This is a genomic window from Chachezhania sediminis (assembly GCF_009765275.1).
GTDB lineage: Bacteria > Pseudomonadota > Alphaproteobacteria > Rhodobacterales > Rhodobacteraceae > Chachezhania > Chachezhania sediminis.
Genome location: NZ_VOPH01000002.1, coordinates 272,002 through 289,887 on the forward strand (window position 1 = coordinate 272,002; position 17,886 = coordinate 289,887).

General features: G+C 64.9%; 16 protein-coding genes. 2 read left to right on the top strand and 14 right to left on the bottom strand.

Annotated features, from left to right (window positions below):
* The 10 genes from FQK05_RS06250 to FQK05_RS06295 all read right to left on the bottom strand — a co-directional run bounded on the left by FQK05_RS06250 (position 1) and on the right by FQK05_RS06295 (position 10,655).
* The gene (locus FQK05_RS06250; protein ID WP_158965049.1) at positions 1-1,302 is read right to left on the bottom strand and encodes a flagellar hook protein FlgE; all 1,302 of its coding nucleotides are present in this window, start codon (positions 1,300-1,302) and stop codon (positions 1-3) included.
* 96 nt (positions 1,303-1,398) lie between these two features.
* A complete protein-coding gene (locus FQK05_RS06255) occupies positions 1,399-2,235 on the bottom strand; it encodes an OmpA/MotB family protein (protein WP_158965050.1) in 837 nt (278 codons plus the stop codon).
* Between the two features lie 154 nt (positions 2,236-2,389).
* Positions 2,390-4,021 (bottom strand): long-chain fatty acid--CoA ligase, encoded by a 1,632-nt coding sequence (locus FQK05_RS06260; protein ID WP_233270400.1) that lies wholly within the window; start codon positions 4,019-4,021, stop codon positions 2,390-2,392.
* Positions 4,022-4,342: 321 nt separating this feature from the next.
* Positions 4,343-6,271: a 1-deoxy-D-xylulose-5-phosphate synthase gene (gene dxs, locus FQK05_RS06265; RefSeq protein ID WP_158965051.1), complete on the bottom strand. Its 1,929-nt coding sequence runs from the start codon at positions 6,269-6,271 to the stop codon at positions 4,343-4,345.
* A 58-nt stretch (positions 6,272-6,329) separates the two neighbouring features.
* A complete protein-coding gene (locus FQK05_RS06270; RefSeq protein WP_158965052.1) occupies positions 6,330-7,196 on the bottom strand; it encodes a polyprenyl synthetase family protein in 867 nt (288 codons plus the stop codon).
* Between the two features lie 3 nt (positions 7,197-7,199).
* Positions 7,200-7,454, bottom strand: a complete 255-nt coding sequence (locus FQK05_RS06275; RefSeq protein WP_158965053.1) for an exodeoxyribonuclease VII small subunit — start codon at positions 7,452-7,454, stop codon at positions 7,200-7,202.
* A complete protein-coding gene (locus FQK05_RS06280; protein WP_158965054.1) occupies positions 7,451-8,377 on the bottom strand; it encodes a histone deacetylase family protein in 927 nt (308 codons plus the stop codon). The genes FQK05_RS06275 and FQK05_RS06280 overlap by 4 nt, the downstream gene beginning before the upstream one ends.
* A 182-nt stretch (positions 8,378-8,559) precedes the next feature.
* Positions 8,560-9,345, bottom strand: a complete 786-nt coding sequence (locus tag FQK05_RS06285; RefSeq protein ID WP_158965055.1) for a delta-class carbonic anhydrase — start codon at positions 9,343-9,345, stop codon at positions 8,560-8,562.
* Between the two features lie 99 nt (positions 9,346-9,444).
* Positions 9,445-10,146, bottom strand: coding sequence for a response regulator (locus FQK05_RS06290; RefSeq protein ID WP_158965056.1), 702 nt, complete (start codon positions 10,144-10,146; stop codon positions 9,445-9,447).
* Positions 10,146-10,655 (bottom strand): MarR family winged helix-turn-helix transcriptional regulator, encoded by a 510-nt coding sequence (locus FQK05_RS06295; protein ID WP_158965057.1) that lies wholly within the window; start codon positions 10,653-10,655, stop codon positions 10,146-10,148. Before FQK05_RS06295 ends, FQK05_RS06290 begins: the two co-directional genes overlap by 1 nt.
* A gap of 296 nt (positions 10,656-10,951) precedes the next feature.
* Between FQK05_RS06295 and FQK05_RS06300 the strand changes: the two genes are divergently transcribed.
* Together FQK05_RS06300 and FQK05_RS06305 are read left to right on the top strand one after the other, a co-directional pair.
* Positions 10,952-11,818 carry a branched-chain amino acid aminotransferase gene (locus FQK05_RS06300; RefSeq protein ID WP_158965058.1) on the top strand — a complete coding sequence of 289 codons (867 nt, stop codon included), beginning with the start codon at positions 10,952-10,954 and terminating at the stop codon, positions 11,816-11,818.
* A gap of 214 nt (positions 11,819-12,032) precedes the next feature.
* The gene (locus FQK05_RS06305; RefSeq protein ID WP_158965059.1) at positions 12,033-13,322 is read left to right on the top strand and encodes an MFS transporter; all 1,290 of its coding nucleotides are present in this window, start codon (positions 12,033-12,035) and stop codon (positions 13,320-13,322) included.
* 39 nt (positions 13,323-13,361) lie between these two features.
* Here FQK05_RS06305 and FQK05_RS06310 read toward each other — a convergent pair whose 3' ends face one another.
* From FQK05_RS06310 to FQK05_RS06325, 4 genes are all read right to left on the bottom strand, one after another.
* Positions 13,362-14,306: a DMT family transporter gene (locus tag FQK05_RS06310; protein WP_158965060.1), complete on the bottom strand. Its 945-nt coding sequence runs from the start codon at positions 14,304-14,306 to the stop codon at positions 13,362-13,364.
* Between the two features lie 117 nt (positions 14,307-14,423).
* Positions 14,424-15,035, bottom strand: coding sequence for an HD domain-containing protein (locus FQK05_RS06315; RefSeq protein WP_158965061.1), 612 nt, complete (start codon positions 15,033-15,035; stop codon positions 14,424-14,426).
* A gap of 56 nt (positions 15,036-15,091) precedes the next feature.
* On the bottom strand, positions 15,092-15,742 hold the full coding sequence (locus tag FQK05_RS06320; RefSeq protein WP_158965062.1) for an ABC-type transport auxiliary lipoprotein family protein: 651 nt from the start codon (positions 15,740-15,742) through the stop codon (positions 15,092-15,094).
* A gap of 5 nt (positions 15,743-15,747) precedes the next feature.
* On the bottom strand, positions 15,748-17,883 hold the full coding sequence (locus FQK05_RS06325; protein ID WP_158965063.1) for an MlaD family protein: 2,136 nt from the start codon (positions 17,881-17,883) through the stop codon (positions 15,748-15,750).
* Between the last annotated feature and the right edge of the window lie 3 nt (positions 17,884-17,886).

The following is a 17,886-nucleotide window of genomic DNA, read 5'->3' on the forward strand; positions in this document are numbered from 1 at the left end:
TCAGCGGATGATGTTGGTCGTCTCCTGCAACATCTCGTCCACGGTCTGGATAACTTTGGCGTTCGAGGAATAGGCCCGTTGCGTGCGGATCATGTCGGTCAGTTCGCCGGCGACGTCCGTGGTGGATTCCGCTAGGGCAAAGGGCACAATGTCGCCCACCGGACCTTCGCCCGCATTCCACAGGTAATAGGCGCCGCTTGCGTCAGACGGCGCGAAGGTCTGGCGGTCCAGTGTCGTCAGGCCGTTCGGGTTCGGCACGTCGACGATCGGAATCTGAAACAGCCTGCGCGAGGCGCCCGTGTCGTAGGTCGCCACGACAAAGCCGTTGCCGTCGATCTCGTAGGCCTGGATCTGCGCGGCCTGCGACCCGTCCTTGGTGATCGAACTGGTCTGGAAATCATAGGACAGCTGCTTCATCGGGCCACTTGTGTCGTCCAGTTCGCCCAGCGTGATTTCCACCGGGCCAGAGCCCACGTTGATGATCACCGACCCGGTCGCCGGGTCATAAGCCCCGCCGGACACGGTCGTGACCGACCCCAGCGTGCCACCCGCGGTCCGGCTGTCGTTGAAGGTCAGGTCGTATTCGCCGACCAGGGTCGGCAGGGATGCGTCATCGTCGATGGTCATGGTCCAGGCATTGGAAACGCCCACCGCGGGCACCGTCGGTGTGAAGGTGACATCCAGCGACTTGTTCCGGCCCAGGTTGTCGATGTACTGGATCGTGGTCTGACGCGGGTCGCCCGATGCCCCCGCTTCGGTATCCGCGGCCGGCAGTGTGACGCCCATGCTGATCGCCGTTGTCGGGAAAGCGGCCGGCTGGGTCGTGATCCGGACTGGCGTCAGGCTGTCGGAATTGCCGCGCGCCACCGTGGGCAGCGTTCCGTCCTCGCTCAGCTCCCAGCCCATCAGGACAAGGCCGGACGTGGTGGTCAGGTAGCCGCTGGCATTCGTCTTGAACGATCCGGTCCCGGTCAGCAGCATCTGCGGCGTGTCATCGCCGGCATTCACCTCGGTCAGGTTGGCCACGGGAATCAGGCCCCGGCCCTGGATGGCGATATCCGTACCGCTACCCGAGGAGATGATCGAACCGCTCTGGTCCACCAGGCGCGTCGAGGAGGTGCGCACGCCCCCCGCCGTATAGGACCCGCCCGAGGCTGCCAGCGCCATGGAATGGAAATCCGTCTGTACCCGCTTGTAACCGTAGGTCGAGGAATTCGCGATATTGTCGGAAATACCCGCAAGACGGCTGGCATTCGCGGACAATCCGGCAACCCCGGCATTCAGCGAAGAGGAAATGGTCATAGGGCGCGCCTTTCTGCTGGCTCCAGAATTCGACAAAAAATAAGCGCGGCGCCTTAACGCCGCGCTAACATGTAAAATCCTTCGAAAATCCGGATCTTACTGTTTCCGCAGGAGAGTGATCTCGATGCGGTTGTTCCGGGCGGCCATCGGTTCGTCCGGAAGGGCCGGTTCGCGGTCCGCATGGCCGACGACGCGGCGGATACGGCTTTGCTGGATGCCCGAGGATTCGAGCAGCTGGCGGACGGCGCCGGCCCGGTCGGTCGACAGTTCCCACACCGGAGCCTTTGCCACCACCACGGGATAAGAGCGCATGTAGCCCGCAATCTCGATCCCGTTGGTCACCTTCCCGGATACCCGGGCCACCATGCCCACGATCTGGCGCAGCAATTGCGTCGGCTGTGCGGTGCCCTCCTGGAACAGGGCCTGCTGATCGGTGGCGTAAAGCTCGATGATCAGGCCCTTGTCGGTCACCCGGGTCACGATGTGCTTCAGCATCGAGTCCGAGATCAGGCTTTCGCCGGAATTGCCGCGGAGTTCGGAGTCCAGCTCCTTCAGTTCCTTGTCGTCACCGGCAACTTCCTGTTCCTGGTTCTGGTCGCTCGAGGCTTCGTTGGTTTCCGCCAGGTCGCGCTGTGCCGCGCCGATCCCGTCCGGAGACATGCTGTCTTCCGAGAACGTGGAAGACCCTTCGAAGGCCCCGTCGCCACCGCCGGAGGCCCGGCTGATCGGAACGGAAGGAGAGAAGTAGGCCGCCAGACCCTGGCGTGCATCTTCGGAAGTCGCGTTCAGCAGCCACATCAGCAGAAAGAAAGCCATCATCGCAGTGACGAAATCGGCATAGGCGACTTTCCACGCCCCACCGTGGTGTCCGTCACCGCCAACGACTTTCTTACGCTTGATGAGGACTGGCGCCGCGTTTGGCGTCGCAGTCATATCACCACCCATTTTCTTTCACCCACGGCCCTTTTAGCGGGCAGGAGTTAAGGGCGGCTTAACAGGAACAATTGTCCGCATCTGCGGAAACAATCTGTTTCCCGTTCGAAATCAGTGGCTTCCGGGGCGCGATCCCGTCGCGCCCCGGAAAAAGTCAGGCGTGTTCGGCGATCAGGACGTCGCCATACTCGTCCCGTAGCTTGTTCTTCAGCACCTTGCCGGTGCCGCCGATGGGCAGGCTGTCGACGAAGATCACCCGGTCGGGCACCTGCCAACTGGCGATCTTGCCCTTGAAGTGGTCCAGGATGTCCGCCTCGGTCGGGTTGGCGCCTTCGGCCTTGACCGCCAGGACAACGGGCCGTTCGTCCCATTTCTCGTGCCTGGCGGCAATGGCCGCGGCATTGGCCACGCCGGGATGCGAGATCGCGATGTCTTCCAGTTCCACGGTCGAAATCCACTCGCCCCCAGACTTGATGATGTCCTTGGACCGGTCGGTGATGAAGACATAGCCGTCTTCGTCGAGCATCGCGACGTCACCGGTGTCGAACCAGCCATCCGCGGTCAGCGCCGATTTTTCCGCCTTGAAGTAGGTGTCGACGACCCAGTGGCCGCGGATCTGCAGGTTGCCGGGTGTCTTGCCGTCATTGGGCAGGACATTCCCCGAATCGTCCACGACCCGCAGCTCCACGCCGAAGGGCGGGCGGCCCTGGTTGGCGCGCAGCTTCAGTTTTTCCTCCTGGCTCAGATCCGCGTGCTTGGCCAGAAGCTGGTTGATCGATCCCAGCGGGCTGGTTTCGGTCATGCCCCAGCCGTGCAGCAGTTCCACGCCGTAGATCTCGTTGAAATCGCGGATCATGAAACTGGGCGCGGCCGAGCCGCCGATCAGGGTCCGCTGCAGGCTTTCCGCCTTGGATCCCCGCTTCTTCAGCGCGTTCAGAAGGCCCAGCCAGATCGTCGGCACCCCCAGCGCCATGGTCACCTTTTGACCGTCGATCAGGTCGGCCAGGCTGTCGCCGTCCAGGTGCGCCCCCGGCAGCACCATCGAGGCACCGACGGCCGCCGCGGCATAGGGCACGCCCCAGGCATTGGCGTGGAACATCGGCACCACCGGCAGAACCGTATCCCGCGCCGACAGCGCGATCCCATCCGCCATGTTGGCGCCCAGCGTATGCAGTACGGTGGACCTGTGGGAATATTCCACGCCCTTGGGGTTCCCCGTGGTGCCCGATGTGTAGCACAGGCTGGAGGGCATGCGTTCGTCCAGCTCGGGCCAGGTTGCATCGTCGGGCTCGGCGTTCACCAGGTCGTCATAGAACAGGACGCCGTCGATGGCGGCCGCAACCTCCGGATCCGGGGCCCCCATGTAGACGAAGTGCTGGATCGTTTCCAGGTGCGGGCGCAGCTGGGCGATGGCCGACACGAAGGTCTTGTCGAAGAACAGGACCCGGTCGGCCGCATGATTCATGATGTAGATCAGCTGTTCCGGGAACAGGCGCGGGTTGATCGTGTGGCAGACCATGCCGGCGCCGGCGACGCCGAAATAGATCTCCAGGTGACGGCGGTTGTTCCAGGCGATGGTGGCGCAGCGATCGCCCATTTCGCAGCCCAGCCGCTTCAGCGCGGCAGCCAGCTTGCGAGAGTTGCTTTCCACCTCGGCCCAGCCGGTGCGTGTCACCGTGCCGTCAGTCTCGACCGAGATCACCTCTGTCTTTCCGTGGTAACGCGCCGCATGCTCGATCAGCGAGCTGATCGTCAGCGGCATGTCCATCATCTTTCCGAACGACATCCCTGCTCCTCCCAAAGAGTCCGATGTTATGTCCCAGCGCCCCGGGCGTTTCCGCCCGGGGCGTCCTCCGGGTGCTATCGAACGCCATAATCGGGGGGACTGTCGAGAGGGGACCGCGCGGTCGGCGGTGTAAATCAACAAGCTTGGGGCTATCGGGGCCCCGAACGGGCGGATCGGTGCCTGTTTGGGGGGCATTCCATAGGGCTCTGCCCCCGCCGCGCGCCCTGCGCGCGCCCCGCCCGAGGAATTTGGAGACCAAAGAAATCAGGGCCGGGGCGCCTGCGGATGCCTTAGGGTGCGTGGTCGCCACGTACCCTTGGTTCAGGCGCGCTGCGCGTCGATCCGGGCGATGCCAAGCGTGTCGAGAACCTTTGCCTCGATATCCGCGGCGTTCAGGCCGGCGGTCGCATACATGTCTTCGGGGCTGGCCTGGTCGATGAAGATGTCGGGCAGGACCATCGAGCGGAACTTCAGACCGCGGTCGAAGATGCCTTCGTCCGCCAGAAGCTGGGCCACATGGCTGGCGAAGCCGCCAATGGCGCCTTCCTCGATCGTGATCAACGCCTCGTGCCGCGTGGCGAGGTCCAGGATCATGTCGCGGTCGAGCGGCTTGGCAAAGCGGGCATCGGCCACGGTCGGATGGATGCCGCGGGCGTCCAGCGCTTCGGCCGCTTCCAGAACTTCTTTCAGGCGGGTCCCGAAGGAAAGAAGCGCCACGCCCTTGCCCTCGCGGATCATGCGGCCCTTGCCGATTTCAAGCGGCACTCCCTTCGCCGGCATCTCGACCCCCACGCCTTCGCCCCGGGGATAGCGAAAGGCGATGGGACCGTGGTCATGGGCCACGGCGGTGGCGACCATATGCTTCAGCTCCGCCTCGTCGGCCGCGGCCATGACGACGATGCCGGGCAGGTTGGCCAGGAAGGCCGTGTCGAAGCTGCCGGCATGGGTCGCGCCGTCGGCGCCGACCAGGCCCGCGCGGTCGATGGCGAAGCGGACCGGCAGGCGCTGGATCGCCACGTCATGGACGACCTGGTCGTATCCGCGCTGCAGGAAGGTGGAATAGAGCGCACAGAAGGGTCTCAGCCCCCCGGCGGCCAGGCCCGCGGCGAAGGTCACCGCGTGCTGCTCGGCGATGCCCACATCGAAGCAGCGGCTGGGGTAACGTTCGGCAAAGCGTTTCAGGCCGGTGCCGTCCGGCATGGCGGCGGTGACGGCGACGATGCGGCTGTCCTCGGCCGCGTGATCCAGCAATGCCTCGCCGAAGACGTTGGTGTAGCTGGGGGCATTCGACGGCGCCTTCTTCTGCTCACCGGTCAGGACGTTGAACTTCGCCGTCGCATGGCCGCCGTCGCGGGCGCGTTCTGCCGGGGCATAACCCTTGCCCTTCTTGGTGATCACGTGGATCAGCGTCGGGCCCTTGGCCCGCGCCCGCGCCATGCGCAGGACCGGCAGCAACTGGTCCATATCGTGGCCGTCGATGGGGCCGATATAGGAAAAGCCCAGCGCTTCGAACAGGGTGCCGCCCACGGCGACGGATTTCAGCACTTCCTTGGCGCGCTTCGCCCCCGCGCGGAACGGTTCCGGCAGCAGGGATACCGCGCCCTTGGCGGCATCCTTCAGGTCCTGGAACGGCCCTTCGGCATAAAGACGCGAGAGATAGGACGACAGCGCGCCGACCGGCGGTGCAATCGACATCTCGTTGTCGTTCAGGATGACGAAAAGGCGGCGGTCCAGATGGCCCGCGTTGTTCATCGCCTCGAAGGCCATGCCCGCGCTCATCGCGCCGTCGCCTATGACGGCAACCGCATCGCCCAGGCCTTCGGGCGCGGTGCCGCCCAGATCGCGGGCCACGGCAAAGCCAAGTGCCGCACTGATCGAGGTCGAACTATGCGCCGCGCCGAACGGGTCGTAGGGCGATTCCGACCGCTTGGTGAAGCCCGACAGGCCGTTCTTCTGCCGCAGCGTCCGGATCCGGTCACGGCGGCCGGTCAGGATCTTGTGGGGATAGGCCTGGTGGCTGACATCCCAGATGATCTTGTCCTTCGGCGCCTCGAACACGGCGTGCAGCGCGACAGTCAGCTCCACCACGCCCAGGCCCGCACCCAGGTGCCCGCCGGTTTCCGACACGGCGGAAATCGTCTCGGCCCGAAGCTCGTGCGCGACCTGGACCAGCTGCGCGTCCGAGAAGCGGCGCAGGTCGGCCGGGCTGTCCACGAGATCGAGCAAAGGGGTCTTCGGACGGTCGGACATGGCTTCCTCGGGGTCTCCTCGGGGCGGCTGAGCGCGTTCGGCGCACTCTCTGGCGCGGTCAGGCTTCGCGCGCAATCGAAAAACGGGCGGCGTCCTTCAGCATGTCGGCAGCCGGGCCGTAAGGTGCAAGGGCGGCGCAGGCCTGTTCCGTCAGGTCGGCAGCCCTTTGGCGGGCACCGTCCAGGCCCAGATGGGTGACGAAGGTCGCCTTGCCCGCATCCTGGTCCTTGCCCACCCGTTTGCCCGCCGCGGCGGCGTCGCCGGTTACATCTATGATGTCATCCGCAATCTGGAAGGCAAGGCCCATGGCCTGCGCATAATGCTTCAAAGGCTGCGGATCGGCGCCGGCCATGACCGCGCCGGCGGTGGCGGACCATTCGAACAGCGCGCCGGTCTTGCCGGCCTGAAGCCGGGTGATCTGGTCCAGCGTCAGGGGTTTGCTGGCGGTTTCCGCCGCGATATCAAGCGCCTGACCCAGGACCATGCCACCCGCGCCGGAGGCCTGCGCCAGGCCGCGGGCCAGGGCCGCGCGCGCCTCGGCCGGGCCGGTGTCGGGGTGGCTGACCAGTTCGAAGGCCAGTGCCTGCAGGGCGTCGCCCGCCAGGACCGCCGTTGCCTCGTCCCATTTCACGTGGACCGTGGGGCGGCCGCGGCGCAGGTCGTCGTCGTCCATCGACGGCAGATCGTCATGGACCAGCGAATAGGCGTGCATCGCCTCGATGGCGGCGGCGGGCCAAAGGGCGCTGTATTCGGAAATGTCGTGCAGGCGGGCGCTTTCCAGCACCAGGAAACCCCGCAGGCGCTTGCCGCCTTCGGCGGCATGGGCCATGGCATCGGTCACCGTGACCGGCGGAAAGGCGCGGATCGCGGCCAGAAGATGCGCCTCGATCCGGGCGGCATCTGCGGCCAGCCGGGGGGCGAACACAGGTTACAGCCCTTCGACGGGCGTCGTTCCGGTCGGATTGCCGTCGGCGTCCAGCGTGATAGCGGCGATCTTTTCCTCGGCGCGCTTCAGCTCTTCCTCGCAGCGCTTCTTCAGAGCCGCGCCACGTTCGTAAAGGTCGATGGACGCGGACAGCGGCACGTCGCCCCGTTCCAGCCGGTCGACGACGCTTTCCAGTTCCTTCATCGCATCCTCGAAGGACATCTCGGCAACAGGGCGATCGGCGGGGCGGTCGGTCATGACGGGGCCTTCATCAGTTCGTCGACATGGGCGCGCGCAGAGGCGGCGAGTGCGGCAAGGTCATAGCCGCCTTCCAGCACGGAAACCACCCGTCCGCCGCAGATTTCGGCGGCAATCGCGCAGATCTGCGCCGTGATCCAGGCGAAATCCTCGGTCTTCCAGTAGAGCTGTGCAAGCGGGTCCGAGGCATGGGCGTCGAAGCCGGCCGAGATCACGATCAGGTCCGGTTTAAACGCCCGCAGCCGCGGGAAGGCGTCTTGCTGGTAGACGCGGCGCATTTCCGCCCCCCCGGACCCGGGGGGCAGCGGCAGGTTCAGAATAGTGTCGTGTGCGCCGGTTTCGTCCGCGCGGCCGGTGCCGGGCCACAGCGGCATCTGTTGCGACGTGATCACCAGTGCCCGGGCTTCGTCCCATAGCAGGTCCTGGGTGCCGTTGCCGTGGTGGACGTCGAAATCGACGACCGCCACACGCTTCAGGCCATGATGGTCCAGCGCGTGTTTCGCGGCCAGCGCGGCATTGCCGAAGAGGCAGAAGCCCATGGCGGTGTCCGTCTCGGCATGGTGGCCGGGGGGGCGGATGGCGCAGAAGGCGTTCTGAACCTCGCCCGACAGGACCATGTCGACCGCCCTGACCGAAGCGCCGGCCGCCCGGAACGCCGCGTGGAGCGAGCCCGGCGACAGGTAGGTGTCGGCGTCGATGGTGTGAAGCCCGTCCGCCGGAAGGTTCCGGCGCAGGTCCGCAAGATAGCTGGCGGGATGGACGCGCAGGATATCGTCTTCGGCCGCAAGCGGGGCCGTGACGCGTTTCAGGTCCATTCCTTCCAGCGCGTGCAGCACATGTTCCAGGCGGGCCACCTGTTCGGGGTGGCCGTCGGGCGTGACATGCATCAGGCAGTCGGCATGGGTCAGAAGCGCGGTTGTCATGGCCGCGACGCTAGCAAGCGTCGCGGCGCGCGGCAATGGCGCTGCGGGATCCATGCACGCGGACAAGATGGGAAGCGTCGCCGATTCCGGCAGAAGGCCGTATCCGACGCGCCGTTTGCGGCCTGTGCCGCCCTGCTCAGGGTCCTTTGCCCCCTTTTGCGGGGTCTCTGGCCGATCCGATGTTACTGGATCGGGGCCAGAAGCTGCAGTGCGGTGACGATCTGGCGGACGCCGTGGCTGTGGTCTTCCTCGAACACATTGCCATCGGCGACCCATTTCAGAAGCGAACGATAGTTCACCTTCTGGCACTGAGGCCGAACGCTCCACGTGACTTGCAGGGGCGAACAGGTGGCCTGAGTGTACTTCGTACCCGTGGTCGAGCCCGGGAAGACCACCGGCGTACCTGTGCCCGCGGGCAGGGCGCGCGGCTGGTGCAAGCCGTTCCGCATGGTGCCGCGATAGGCGTAATCCATGAAATCCGCGGCATCGTCATCGTTCACGACAAGGAAGACCTGTGCTTCGACCCGCAGGACCGGATTGGCACAGCTTTCCGACAGGCACGAACCCAGCCCCGGGCCGGGTTCAACCTGGCACGAGGTATGGACCCAGTGCACCTCGATCGTGTCGCCGGGCTTCACGCCGTGAAAGGCACCGTGGCCATGGGTCGGGTCCTCAAGCTCTTCCGCGGTCAGGCTTTCGGTTTCGTTGCACTTCCAGCCACCATGGTCGCCGTCGCCGGCATAGACCGAAAAGCCCGGGCCCTTGTGTTCGGCATTGGTGTGCGTGTGGATGTTGCACAGGTTCATTTCCGTGCTGGCGGGCGCCGCCGGGAAGATCTGCGTGTTGCGGCCACGCAGGTCCGAGATGTCCCGCGGGGTCTGCGGCCCGAAGCCGCTGCAGATCTGTTCGGATGTGGCGGACGTGGCAAGGCAGGCGGCCATCGTGGCCACGGCGGCGATGCGGATCATACGGTGAAGCTCCTGATCAACAAAGTATCGACCGGGATCATCGCCGAGGGAGATTAAGAAAGGCCTTCCGCCACCCCGGAAAACCGCTTCGGGACCGGGTCAGTCCGGCGCCAGCATGTAACCCGCGCCGCGCACCGTCTGAAGATAGCGGGGTTGCTTCGGGTCGGCCTCGATCTTGCGGCGCAGGCGCGTGATCTGGACGTCGACCGCGCGTTCCTGGGCCTGGCCGCGGTCGCGGCCCAGGTCCTCGACCAGTTTGGTGCGGCTGATCACCTCGCCCGGGCAGGCGGAAAAGATCCGCATCAGCTGGCTTTCGGTGGCCGTCAGATGGACGATGTCGGTGCCGTCCCACATCTCGCCCCGTTCGATGTCGTAACGGATCTGGCCCAGGGTCAGGATCTTGGGACCGGCGGGATCTTCGGTCACTTCCGGCATCCGGCGCAGGATCGCGTTAATGCGCAGCAGCAGTTCGCGCGGTTCGAACGGCTTCACCAGGTAATCGTCGGCGCCGGCTTCCAGCCCGGTGATGCGGTCGTCGGTTTCGCCCCGCGCGGTCAGCAGCAGGATCGGTGTCATCCGTTCTGCCCGGATCGCGCGGGTCAGCGACACGCCGTCTTCGCCCGGCATCATCACGTCCAGCACGATCATGTCGAAATCCAGACCCTCCAGCACGCGGCGGGCATGGGCCGCATCGCGGGCCGACGTGACAAGATATCCGTTCCGGCGCAGGAACTTCTTCAACAGGTCCCGGATCCGTTCGTCGTCGTCGACGATCAGAAGATGCGCATCCATCGCGGCCATCAGGCACGGTCCTTAAGGGTGGAATAGACGCGGTGGGTGTCCGCGCTCATCATCGCCTCCAGCACCCGGCGGAACCCCGCCACGGCATCGGGCCCGGCATCGCGATAGGCCGACCGCATCCGGGCGCGCTGCGCCTCGGACAGGCGGGCCTCCAGCTCCTGCCCCGCCTCGGTCAGGTAAAGATGTCGCTCGCGTCGGTCGGTGGCGCCGACGCGGCTTTCGACCAGGCCCTGTTCGACCAGCGCCCGCAGAACGCGGTTCAGAGATTGCTTGGTCACGCCCAGGATCGACAGCAGGTTGTTCACCGTCGTCCCTGGTGCGCGGTTGATGAAGTGGATCGCCCGATGGTGCGCGCGGCCCAGGTCGATCTCGGCCAGGATCCGGTCCGGATCGGCCGTGAACCCGCGATAGGCGAAGTACATCGCCTCTATCCCCTGCCGCAACTGTTCGTCGGTGAGGAAAAGAAGCTCGCCCCCGCCGGGAGACTGTACCGCCCGTCCGCTGCTCATGTCCGCTCCTCCTAAACTGGTGCCGTCGGTCCTCGTAGTCCGTTTGATGCGACAGCGCACCGGACTTGTCACCCTCGATCTCTATCCCTTGGCCGTTGCGCGATCACCATTTCCGCCAAAGTAAGTCAGCCTCGTTGACATTCCAAGAGCGAAAGAGTATCGAATCGCCGCGTGAACGCAACAATATGTCCAAGTCGGACGCGAACACGCAATGTTAGTAAAGTGGAGGAGGCCGGGACGGCATAAGATCATGTCGAGCCGAAACGACCGCACCGAAGAGAACAAGGACCAAGCCCATGCCGGGATATGACGAACTGGAAGGCAAAATCTGGATGGACGGCCAAATGGTCGACTGGAAGGATGCAAAAGTGCACATTATGACCCACGCGCTGCACTATGCCTCCGCGGTATTCGAAGGCGAGCGGGCTTATAACGGCAAGATCTTCGAGTCGCGCGCGCACTCGGACCGGCTGCGGAACTCTGCCAATCTTATGGATTTCGAGGTCCCCTATTCCTCGGACGAGATCGACGCGGCCAAGGCGGCCGTCCTGACCGCGAACAAGCAGACCGACGCCTATGTCCGGGCCATCGCCTGGCGCGGCGTGGGCGAGGACATGGGCGTTTCGGCCAGCCGGAACCCGGTGCGGATGGCGATCGCGTCGTGGCAGTGGGGCGCCTATTACGGCGACGCGAAGATGAAGGGCGCAAAGCTCGACATCTCCAAATGGAAGCGCCCCAGCCCGGAGACGATCCCGTCCAAGGCCAAGGCGGCCGGTCTCTACATGATCTGCACGATGTCCAAGCACGCGGCCGAGGCCAAGGGCTGTTCGGACGCGATGATGTTCGACTATCGCGGCTACGTGGCCGAGGCGACGGGCGCGAACATCTTCTTTGCCAAGGATGGCGAGGTCCATACGCCCAAGGCCGACTGCTTCCTGGACGGGATCACCCGCAAGACCGTGATCGGGATGCTGCAAGAGCGCCAGATCAAGGTGCACGAGCGGCACATCATGCCGGAAGAGCTGGAAGGCTTCGAGCAGTGCTGGCTGACCGGCACCGCGGCCGAGGTCACCCCCGTGGGCCAGATCGGCAGCTACAACTTCGAGGTCGGCGCGCTGACCCGCGATATCGCAACCGGCTACGAGAAGCTGGTCCGCGCGTGACGCATCGCAGGAAGCCGCTTTGAAGCGGCTTCCAGGCGCATCCTGAATGCGCTTGCCAGGGCCCTTCCAAAGGGCCTTGGGTCCAGGCCGCCGCCGTTTTGCCACCCCACCGCAACGATCAAGTGTTTTTTGCGACCGCCCGGGTCGCAATCGAAACACCGCCATGCAACCGTTCCTTCAGTTAAACCAGTGTTGAACGAGGGAGCGAGTACAAATGGCATTGTCAGATCGTGCAAAGACCATCCTGTCCGGGGCCGCGGGGAACGTCGTCGAATGGTTCGACTTCGCGATCTACGGCTATCTGGCGACCATCATCGGGCACAACTTCTTTCCATCGGAAGACCCGTTCGTGTCGACCGTCGCGGCCTTCGGGACCTTCGCGGCCGGCTATCTGATGCGGCCCGTCGGCGGCGCCGTCTTCGGCTATATCGGCGACCGCTGGGGCGAAAAGGTCGTGCTGATCTGGTCTGTCGTCATGATGGGCGGCGCCTCGGGCCTGATCGCCATCCTGCCGACCTATGACACGGCGGGCTACTTTGCCTCCATCGGTCTCGTCGTGCTGCGGATGATCCAGGGCTTCTCGGTCGGCGGTGAATTCACAGGCTCCATCGTCTATCTGGTGAAATCGGCGCGTACCTCGCAACGGGGAATCGTTGGCGCGACGGCCAATACCGGGGCGATCATCGGCTTCCTGATCGGGTCCGGCGTTGCGGCAGTCCTGACCACCACCCTGACCCAGGCCGAAATGGCCGCCTGGGGCTGGCGCCTGCCCTTCGCCATCGGCGTCCTGATTGCGGCCCTGGCCTTCCTGATGCGGTCCGGCGGGCTGAACAGCGCCGAGAACATCGAGAACGAGATCACGGAAGAGGCCCTGTCGGAAGAGGATCTGGCCGAGGAAAACGTGCCGATCATGGTCGCGCTGAAGCACCACTGGACCGTGATCCTGAAGTTCCTGCCGCTGGTGGCGGCGGCCAATATCGCCTTCTACGCCATGTTCACCTTTGCGGTGGACTTCATGTCGTCCCATTACCACGTCAAGGAATCCCTGGTCCTCGACATCAACACGCTGAACATGGGGATGATGGCACTGTTCACCATCGTCGCTGGCTGGCTGGCGGACAAGCTGGGGCGCAAGCCCGTGCTGCTGCTGACCTATGGGTCGCTGGCGCTGTTTTCGCTGCCGCTGTCCTGGCTGATGTTCCACACCAACCCGATGCTGATCTTCCTGGGCCAGCTTGGCTTTGCCGCGATCTGCGGCTTCGGGCTGGGTGTGAACCCGGTCATGCTGGTGGAATGGGCCCCGAAACGGGCCCGGAACACCGTCATCTCCATCGGGTACAACATCACGCTGGCGGTGTTCGGCGGCACCACGCCCATGGTCGCCACCTGGCTGATCAAGGAGTTCAAGAGCCCGCTGTCCCCCATCGTCTACCTGGTGACCTTCGGCGCCGTGGCCTTCGTGATCGCGCTGTTTTCAAAGGAATCGAGGGGCAAACACCTCTGACCCCGACCATCGGGCCGCGGGCAGGGTTCTGCCCGCGCCTCAGCCCTTGGGTGGGACCACGGCATTGGCCCGGGATCGTTCCAGCCCCAGCTGCCGTTCGCGCCAGATGACCAGGGCGTTCCCCGCGATCACAAGGGCCGCGCCCGCCATCATCGGCAAGGTCGGCACCTCGGCGAACCAGACATAGCCGATCACCAGCGCGAACAGCATCGACGAATAGTCGAAGGGCGCAATCAGCGAGGCCGGGCCAAAGCGGTAGGAGGTCGTCACCAGGATCTGGCCGATCCCGCCCAGAAGGCCCATCAGGACCATCAGCAGGAACGTGTCCCAGTCGGGCATCACCCAGCCGAACGGCAGCGTCAGCAGCGAGGCGACGGTGGACGACAGGGTGAAGTAGAACACGATGGCCGAAGAGTTTTCCGTCTTCACCATCTTGCGGATGTGGATCTGGACCACGGCACGCAGGGCGGTGGAGCCCAGCACCATCAGGGCCCCGACCGTCGCCATGTCGGCCGCGACATTGCCGGCCATCACCCCGCCGATCCGGGGCCAGATCATGATCAGGACCCCGACCAGCCCGACCCCCACGGCGGAAATCCGGATCATCCGGATCTTCTCGCCCAGAAGCAGGGCCGCAAGGATCACGGTGAAGATCGGTGCGGCATAGCCGATGGCCGTGGCTTCGGGCAGTGGGATCAGGCCCAGCCCCCCGAACATCAGCGCCATGGACGACGTGCCCACCAGCCCGCGCCAGACATGGGCGCCGGGCCGCTTGGTCCGCAAGCCCTGACTTAGCTGGCCGCGCATCACCAGCAGGATGATGATCGGCGGAAAGCCGAAGAAGGATCGGAAGAACACCAATTCGCCCGCCGGGATCTCTTCCGACAGCGACTTGACCATGGCCGACATCACCGAGAACAGGAAGATCGACGAAAGATACAGGCCCACGGCGCGGGCCGGGCGATGAGATGTCAGCGCTTCCATTGCGGGGACCCTGCTCCTGGCCACGGCAAAGCACAATGCGCGCAGCGCGCCTTGCCGGGGGTTGCATGACGGGATTGTCGAAGATGCAAGTCGATTCCCGTCACGCCCTGATCCCGGTCACATCCGGGCCAGCAGGGCGGCGTGCCGGGCGGTGAAGTCGGCCCGTACCTCGACCGGCGGGCGCAGGTGGATGTCTGCGCCTTCGATCAGCCCTGCATCGGGGCGACCGAAGAACCTGGTCGCCTCGGCTTCGGTAAAGCCCGCGATCCGCACCGCCTCCAGCCAGGCAGAGATGCGGTCGGCCTTCTTGATCTGTTTCTTCACCTGCTGCGGCAGGGAAGACGGCAGGCCAAACCGGATGTGGATCGCGGCCGTCAGCCTGGCGTCCAGGTCTTCGTATTCAGGTCCCACAGCCGCCTTCACCGGAGAGATCATGTCGCCGATCACGTATTCGGGCGCGTCGTGCAGCAGCGCGGCCAGCCGCCATTTCGCCGGTGCCGACGGATTCATCCGCCCATAAAGCTGTTCGACCAGAAGCGAGTGTTCGGCCACCGTGTAGGCAAAGTCGCCCTTGGTCTGGCCGTTCCAGCGGGCCACGAAGGCCAGCCCGTGGGCAATGTCCTCGATCTCGACATCGACCGGGGTCGGGTCCAGCAGGTCCAGCCTGCGGCCCGACAGCATCCGTTGCCATGCGCGCGCCGTCTTCACCGCGCTCTCCCGCCTGTTCATCATTCCCTGCGGGACATGCCGGGAAACCGGCCGCGCCGCAACCGTGCTTGTCGGTTCTATTGGCTATAGGCCTGCTGGGTCCGGCGTGCGTGCTCGGAAATCCGCCGGATCGACCATTCGACCGCATCCCGCATCGTCTTGCCCAACGCATCGTCGAAGGTCTTGACAAGGTCCGGCGCCTTGGCCGACGGCGACAGCGCGTATGCCTCGAACGAGGCCGAGCCGATGATATGATCCTCGTAGGCATCGACCAGCTTGATGTTCAGCCGCACGTCGACCTGCAGCGGCGATTCCGGGTTTTCCGGGTTGGTCACCATCGCCTGGAATTCCCGCAATTCGGGCACGATGTTGTAGTCCGGGCGAATGCCGACGGCAGACCGGCCGACGGCGGTCACCTTCTTCGTGTTCTCGAAGCTTTCGATCAGCAGCGTCTGGACGATCGACGGCGCCCGGTCGACCCAGCGGGCGCCCGGGATGTACTGGACCTGAAGCGGCGTCGGCTGCACCGCGATCCGGTCCGTGTTCACGGCGGCCGAAGCGGTGGGTTCCTCGACCACGATCTGCGCGTTCAGACTCGGCAGGTTGGACGAAAAGGTGCTTTTCGGCGTCAGCAGGTACAGGTCCGTGGGCCGGGCCGCGTCGAAACCGGCACAGCCGGCAAGGGCGGTCAGGGACAGGGCCGTGACGGCCGTAAGAATGCGTTTCATGACCATCATCTTCTGAAATTCGACCCCTGCGTACCTAGAAGGAACCGGGCCGGATCGCGTTCAAGCCGATCCGCAAGCCGATCCAGATTGCCGACCAGCCGCCGTGCTTCCTCGATCAGGCCCTGCACCTGAGGCAGCCCCAACCGCAGGAAGTCCGAGATCTGGCGGCGGTTCTGCTGAACGATGCCGTCCACCGTGCCCATCATTTCCGAAGCGCTGGCGGCGGCGCTGCGCATGTCCGCGGCCACGCTGTTCACGTCGCTGGTGACAGAGCCGACCGTATCCTTCACCTGCGCCACAGCGGTGCGGATATCGGCAAAGATGCCATCGACATCTTCGTTCATGATCCGGTTGGCCGACGCGAAAGTTTCCTGCGCGGTGCTCAGGGTGCCGGTCGCCGTCACGACCGCGGTGTTGATCACACCCATCGTCTCGTTCGCTTTCGTCATCGTCTCGGTCGCGGCAGAGAGCGCGGTGCCGGCCTGTTGCGACAGCGTGTCGACATTGCCGGCCACCTTGTCCAGCGTGCCGCTGAGAGACTGGATCGTGTCATTGGCGGTCTTCGCCGCGGCGGTGACGTTGTCCATCAGCGGCGGCAGGTCTTCCTGGACCGCGGTATTGATCGAATCCATCGCTTCCCGCGCGGATGCAGCCGCGGCCTGGGCGTCGGCGACCATGGTCTTGCCCTCGCCGTTGATCATCTGTTCGACGCTGTCGGCGGATTTCTGGACCGATCCCAGCGTTTCGGTGCCTTTCTGGATCGCGGTGTTCAGGCCCTGGATCGTCGTCTCGGCCTCGGCCAGGCGCTTGGTCGCCTCGGTGATCATGGTCTGGCCGCTGGTGCCCAGCGACCGGACCTGCTGGTCCAGCCCGGTCAGCGTCGCCGTGGCCTGATCGATCAGCGGCGGCAGCTGGTTCTGGGCCAGCGTCTGAACGGTGCCCATGGTCTGGGTTATCTGCTGGACCAGCGGCTTGCCGTCGGTTTCGATGAAGGTCCGCACGCTGTCCGATGTCTGGGCCAGCGACTGCATCGTCTTCGCGGCCTGGTCCGTGGCGGAATTGGCGTGGGCGATCAGCTCCTTCGACTGTTCCGCCCGCGCCTGCAGTTCCTGCCCAAGCTGTGCATAGCCCTGGATCAACTCCGATGCGTCGCCGGTCAGCGTGGTGAATTCCGTATCGATCTTGTCCAACACGGTCTGGACGGTGCCCAGCATGTCCGGGATCTTGCCGTCGACGGTGCCTTCCAGCGCGGTCAGTGTCGCCAGGATCTTGGGCTGCAGGGTCTGGACCATGTCGTCGATGGTCCCCATGGTCGCCGCACCGCGATCCGCGATCTCGGCCACGCTGCCCTTGATCAGCCCTTCGGCGCTGTCGAACACGGTCTTGGCGCTGTCCAGCGTCGAAGTCACCGTATCGACGGCTCCTTCCGCCTTCTGGATCGCGGTATCCGCCGTTTCCAGCGTCTTCGTGGCGGCGTTCAGCGTCGTCTCGGCCGTAGCCGACAGCGACTTCAGGCTGCCGGTAAAGCTTGAAACATCGCGCGCCGCACCGCCCAGATCGGTCGTCAGCCCTTCGACATCCGACAGCACCTTGTCCAGCCGGCCCGAGGCCGAGGAAAGGTTCGCCAGCATGTCCGATACTTCCTTGGTGTTCTGTTCGCTGACCACGGAATTCAGGCTGTCCAGCAGATCCACTGCCTTGTTCAGCAGCTCTGGCGCGCCTTCGAAGATCGACTGAAGCGAAGAGCGGGCAGACTTGATCAGGCCGCCTTCGGGCAGGGGCGTGCCGCCAGGCGTCTTGTTTTCCAGAGAGACATAGCTGACGCCGGTCACGCCCTGCGATTCCAGCGTGGCCACCGTGCCGGTGGTCACTGGCGTCTTCTGCTGGACCTCGATGCCCACCCGGACCTTGGACGGATCGTCGTCATCCAGCCGGACGGATATCACCTGCCCGACCTTTAGCCCGTTGAACTGCACGTCGCCAGCCGTGGTCAGGCCGGACACGGAATCGAAACGGATGTGGTAATAGGCATACTGGTTGTTGGCATCGAACTTGGCCAGCCAGATCAGGAAGGCGAAGGCACCGATCAACCCGGCCAAGGTAAAGGCCCCGATCAGGACGAAATTCGCACGCGTCTCCATATT

Coding starts and splice junctions, on each gene's coding strand:
- FQK05_RS06250 (WP_158965049.1), bottom strand. CDS start 1,302: ATGACCATTTCCTCTTCGCTGAATGCCGGGGTTGCCGGATTGTCCGCG.
- FQK05_RS06255 (WP_158965050.1), bottom strand. CDS start 2,235: ATGACTGCGACGCCAAACGCGGCGCCAGTCCTCATCAAGCGTAAGAAA.
- FQK05_RS06260 (WP_233270400.1), bottom strand. CDS start 4,021: ATGTCGTTCGGAAAGATGATGGACATGCCGCTGACGATCAGCTCGCTG.
- dxs (WP_158965051.1), bottom strand. CDS start 6,271: ATGTCCGACCGTCCGAAGACCCCTTTGCTCGATCTCGTGGACAGCCCG.
- FQK05_RS06275 (WP_158965053.1), bottom strand. CDS start 7,454: ATGACCGACCGCCCCGCCGATCGCCCTGTTGCCGAGATGTCCTTCGAG.
- FQK05_RS06280 (WP_158965054.1), bottom strand. CDS start 8,377: ATGACAACCGCGCTTCTGACCCATGCCGACTGCCTGATGCATGTCACG.
- FQK05_RS06285 (WP_158965055.1), bottom strand. CDS start 9,345: ATGATCCGCATCGCCGCCGTGGCCACGATGGCCGCCTGCCTTGCCACG.
- FQK05_RS06290 (WP_158965056.1), bottom strand. CDS start 10,146: ATGGCCGCGATGGATGCGCATCTTCTGATCGTCGACGACGACGAACGG.
- FQK05_RS06295 (WP_158965057.1), bottom strand. CDS start 10,655: ATGAGCAGCGGACGGGCGGTACAGTCTCCCGGCGGGGGCGAGCTTCTT.
- FQK05_RS06300 (WP_158965058.1), top strand. CDS start 10,952: ATGCCGGGATATGACGAACTGGAAGGCAAAATCTGGATGGACGGCCAA.
- FQK05_RS06305 (WP_158965059.1), top strand. CDS start 12,033: ATGGCATTGTCAGATCGTGCAAAGACCATCCTGTCCGGGGCCGCGGGG.
- FQK05_RS06310 (WP_158965060.1), bottom strand. CDS start 14,306: ATGGAAGCGCTGACATCTCATCGCCCGGCCCGCGCCGTGGGCCTGTAT.
- FQK05_RS06315 (WP_158965061.1), bottom strand. CDS start 15,035: ATGAACAGGCGGGAGAGCGCGGTGAAGACGGCGCGCGCATGGCAACGG.
- FQK05_RS06320 (WP_158965062.1), bottom strand. CDS start 15,742: ATGAAACGCATTCTTACGGCCGTCACGGCCCTGTCCCTGACCGCCCTT.
- FQK05_RS06325 (WP_158965063.1), bottom strand. CDS start 17,883: ATGGAGACGCGTGCGAATTTCGTCCTGATCGGGGCCTTTACCTTGGCC.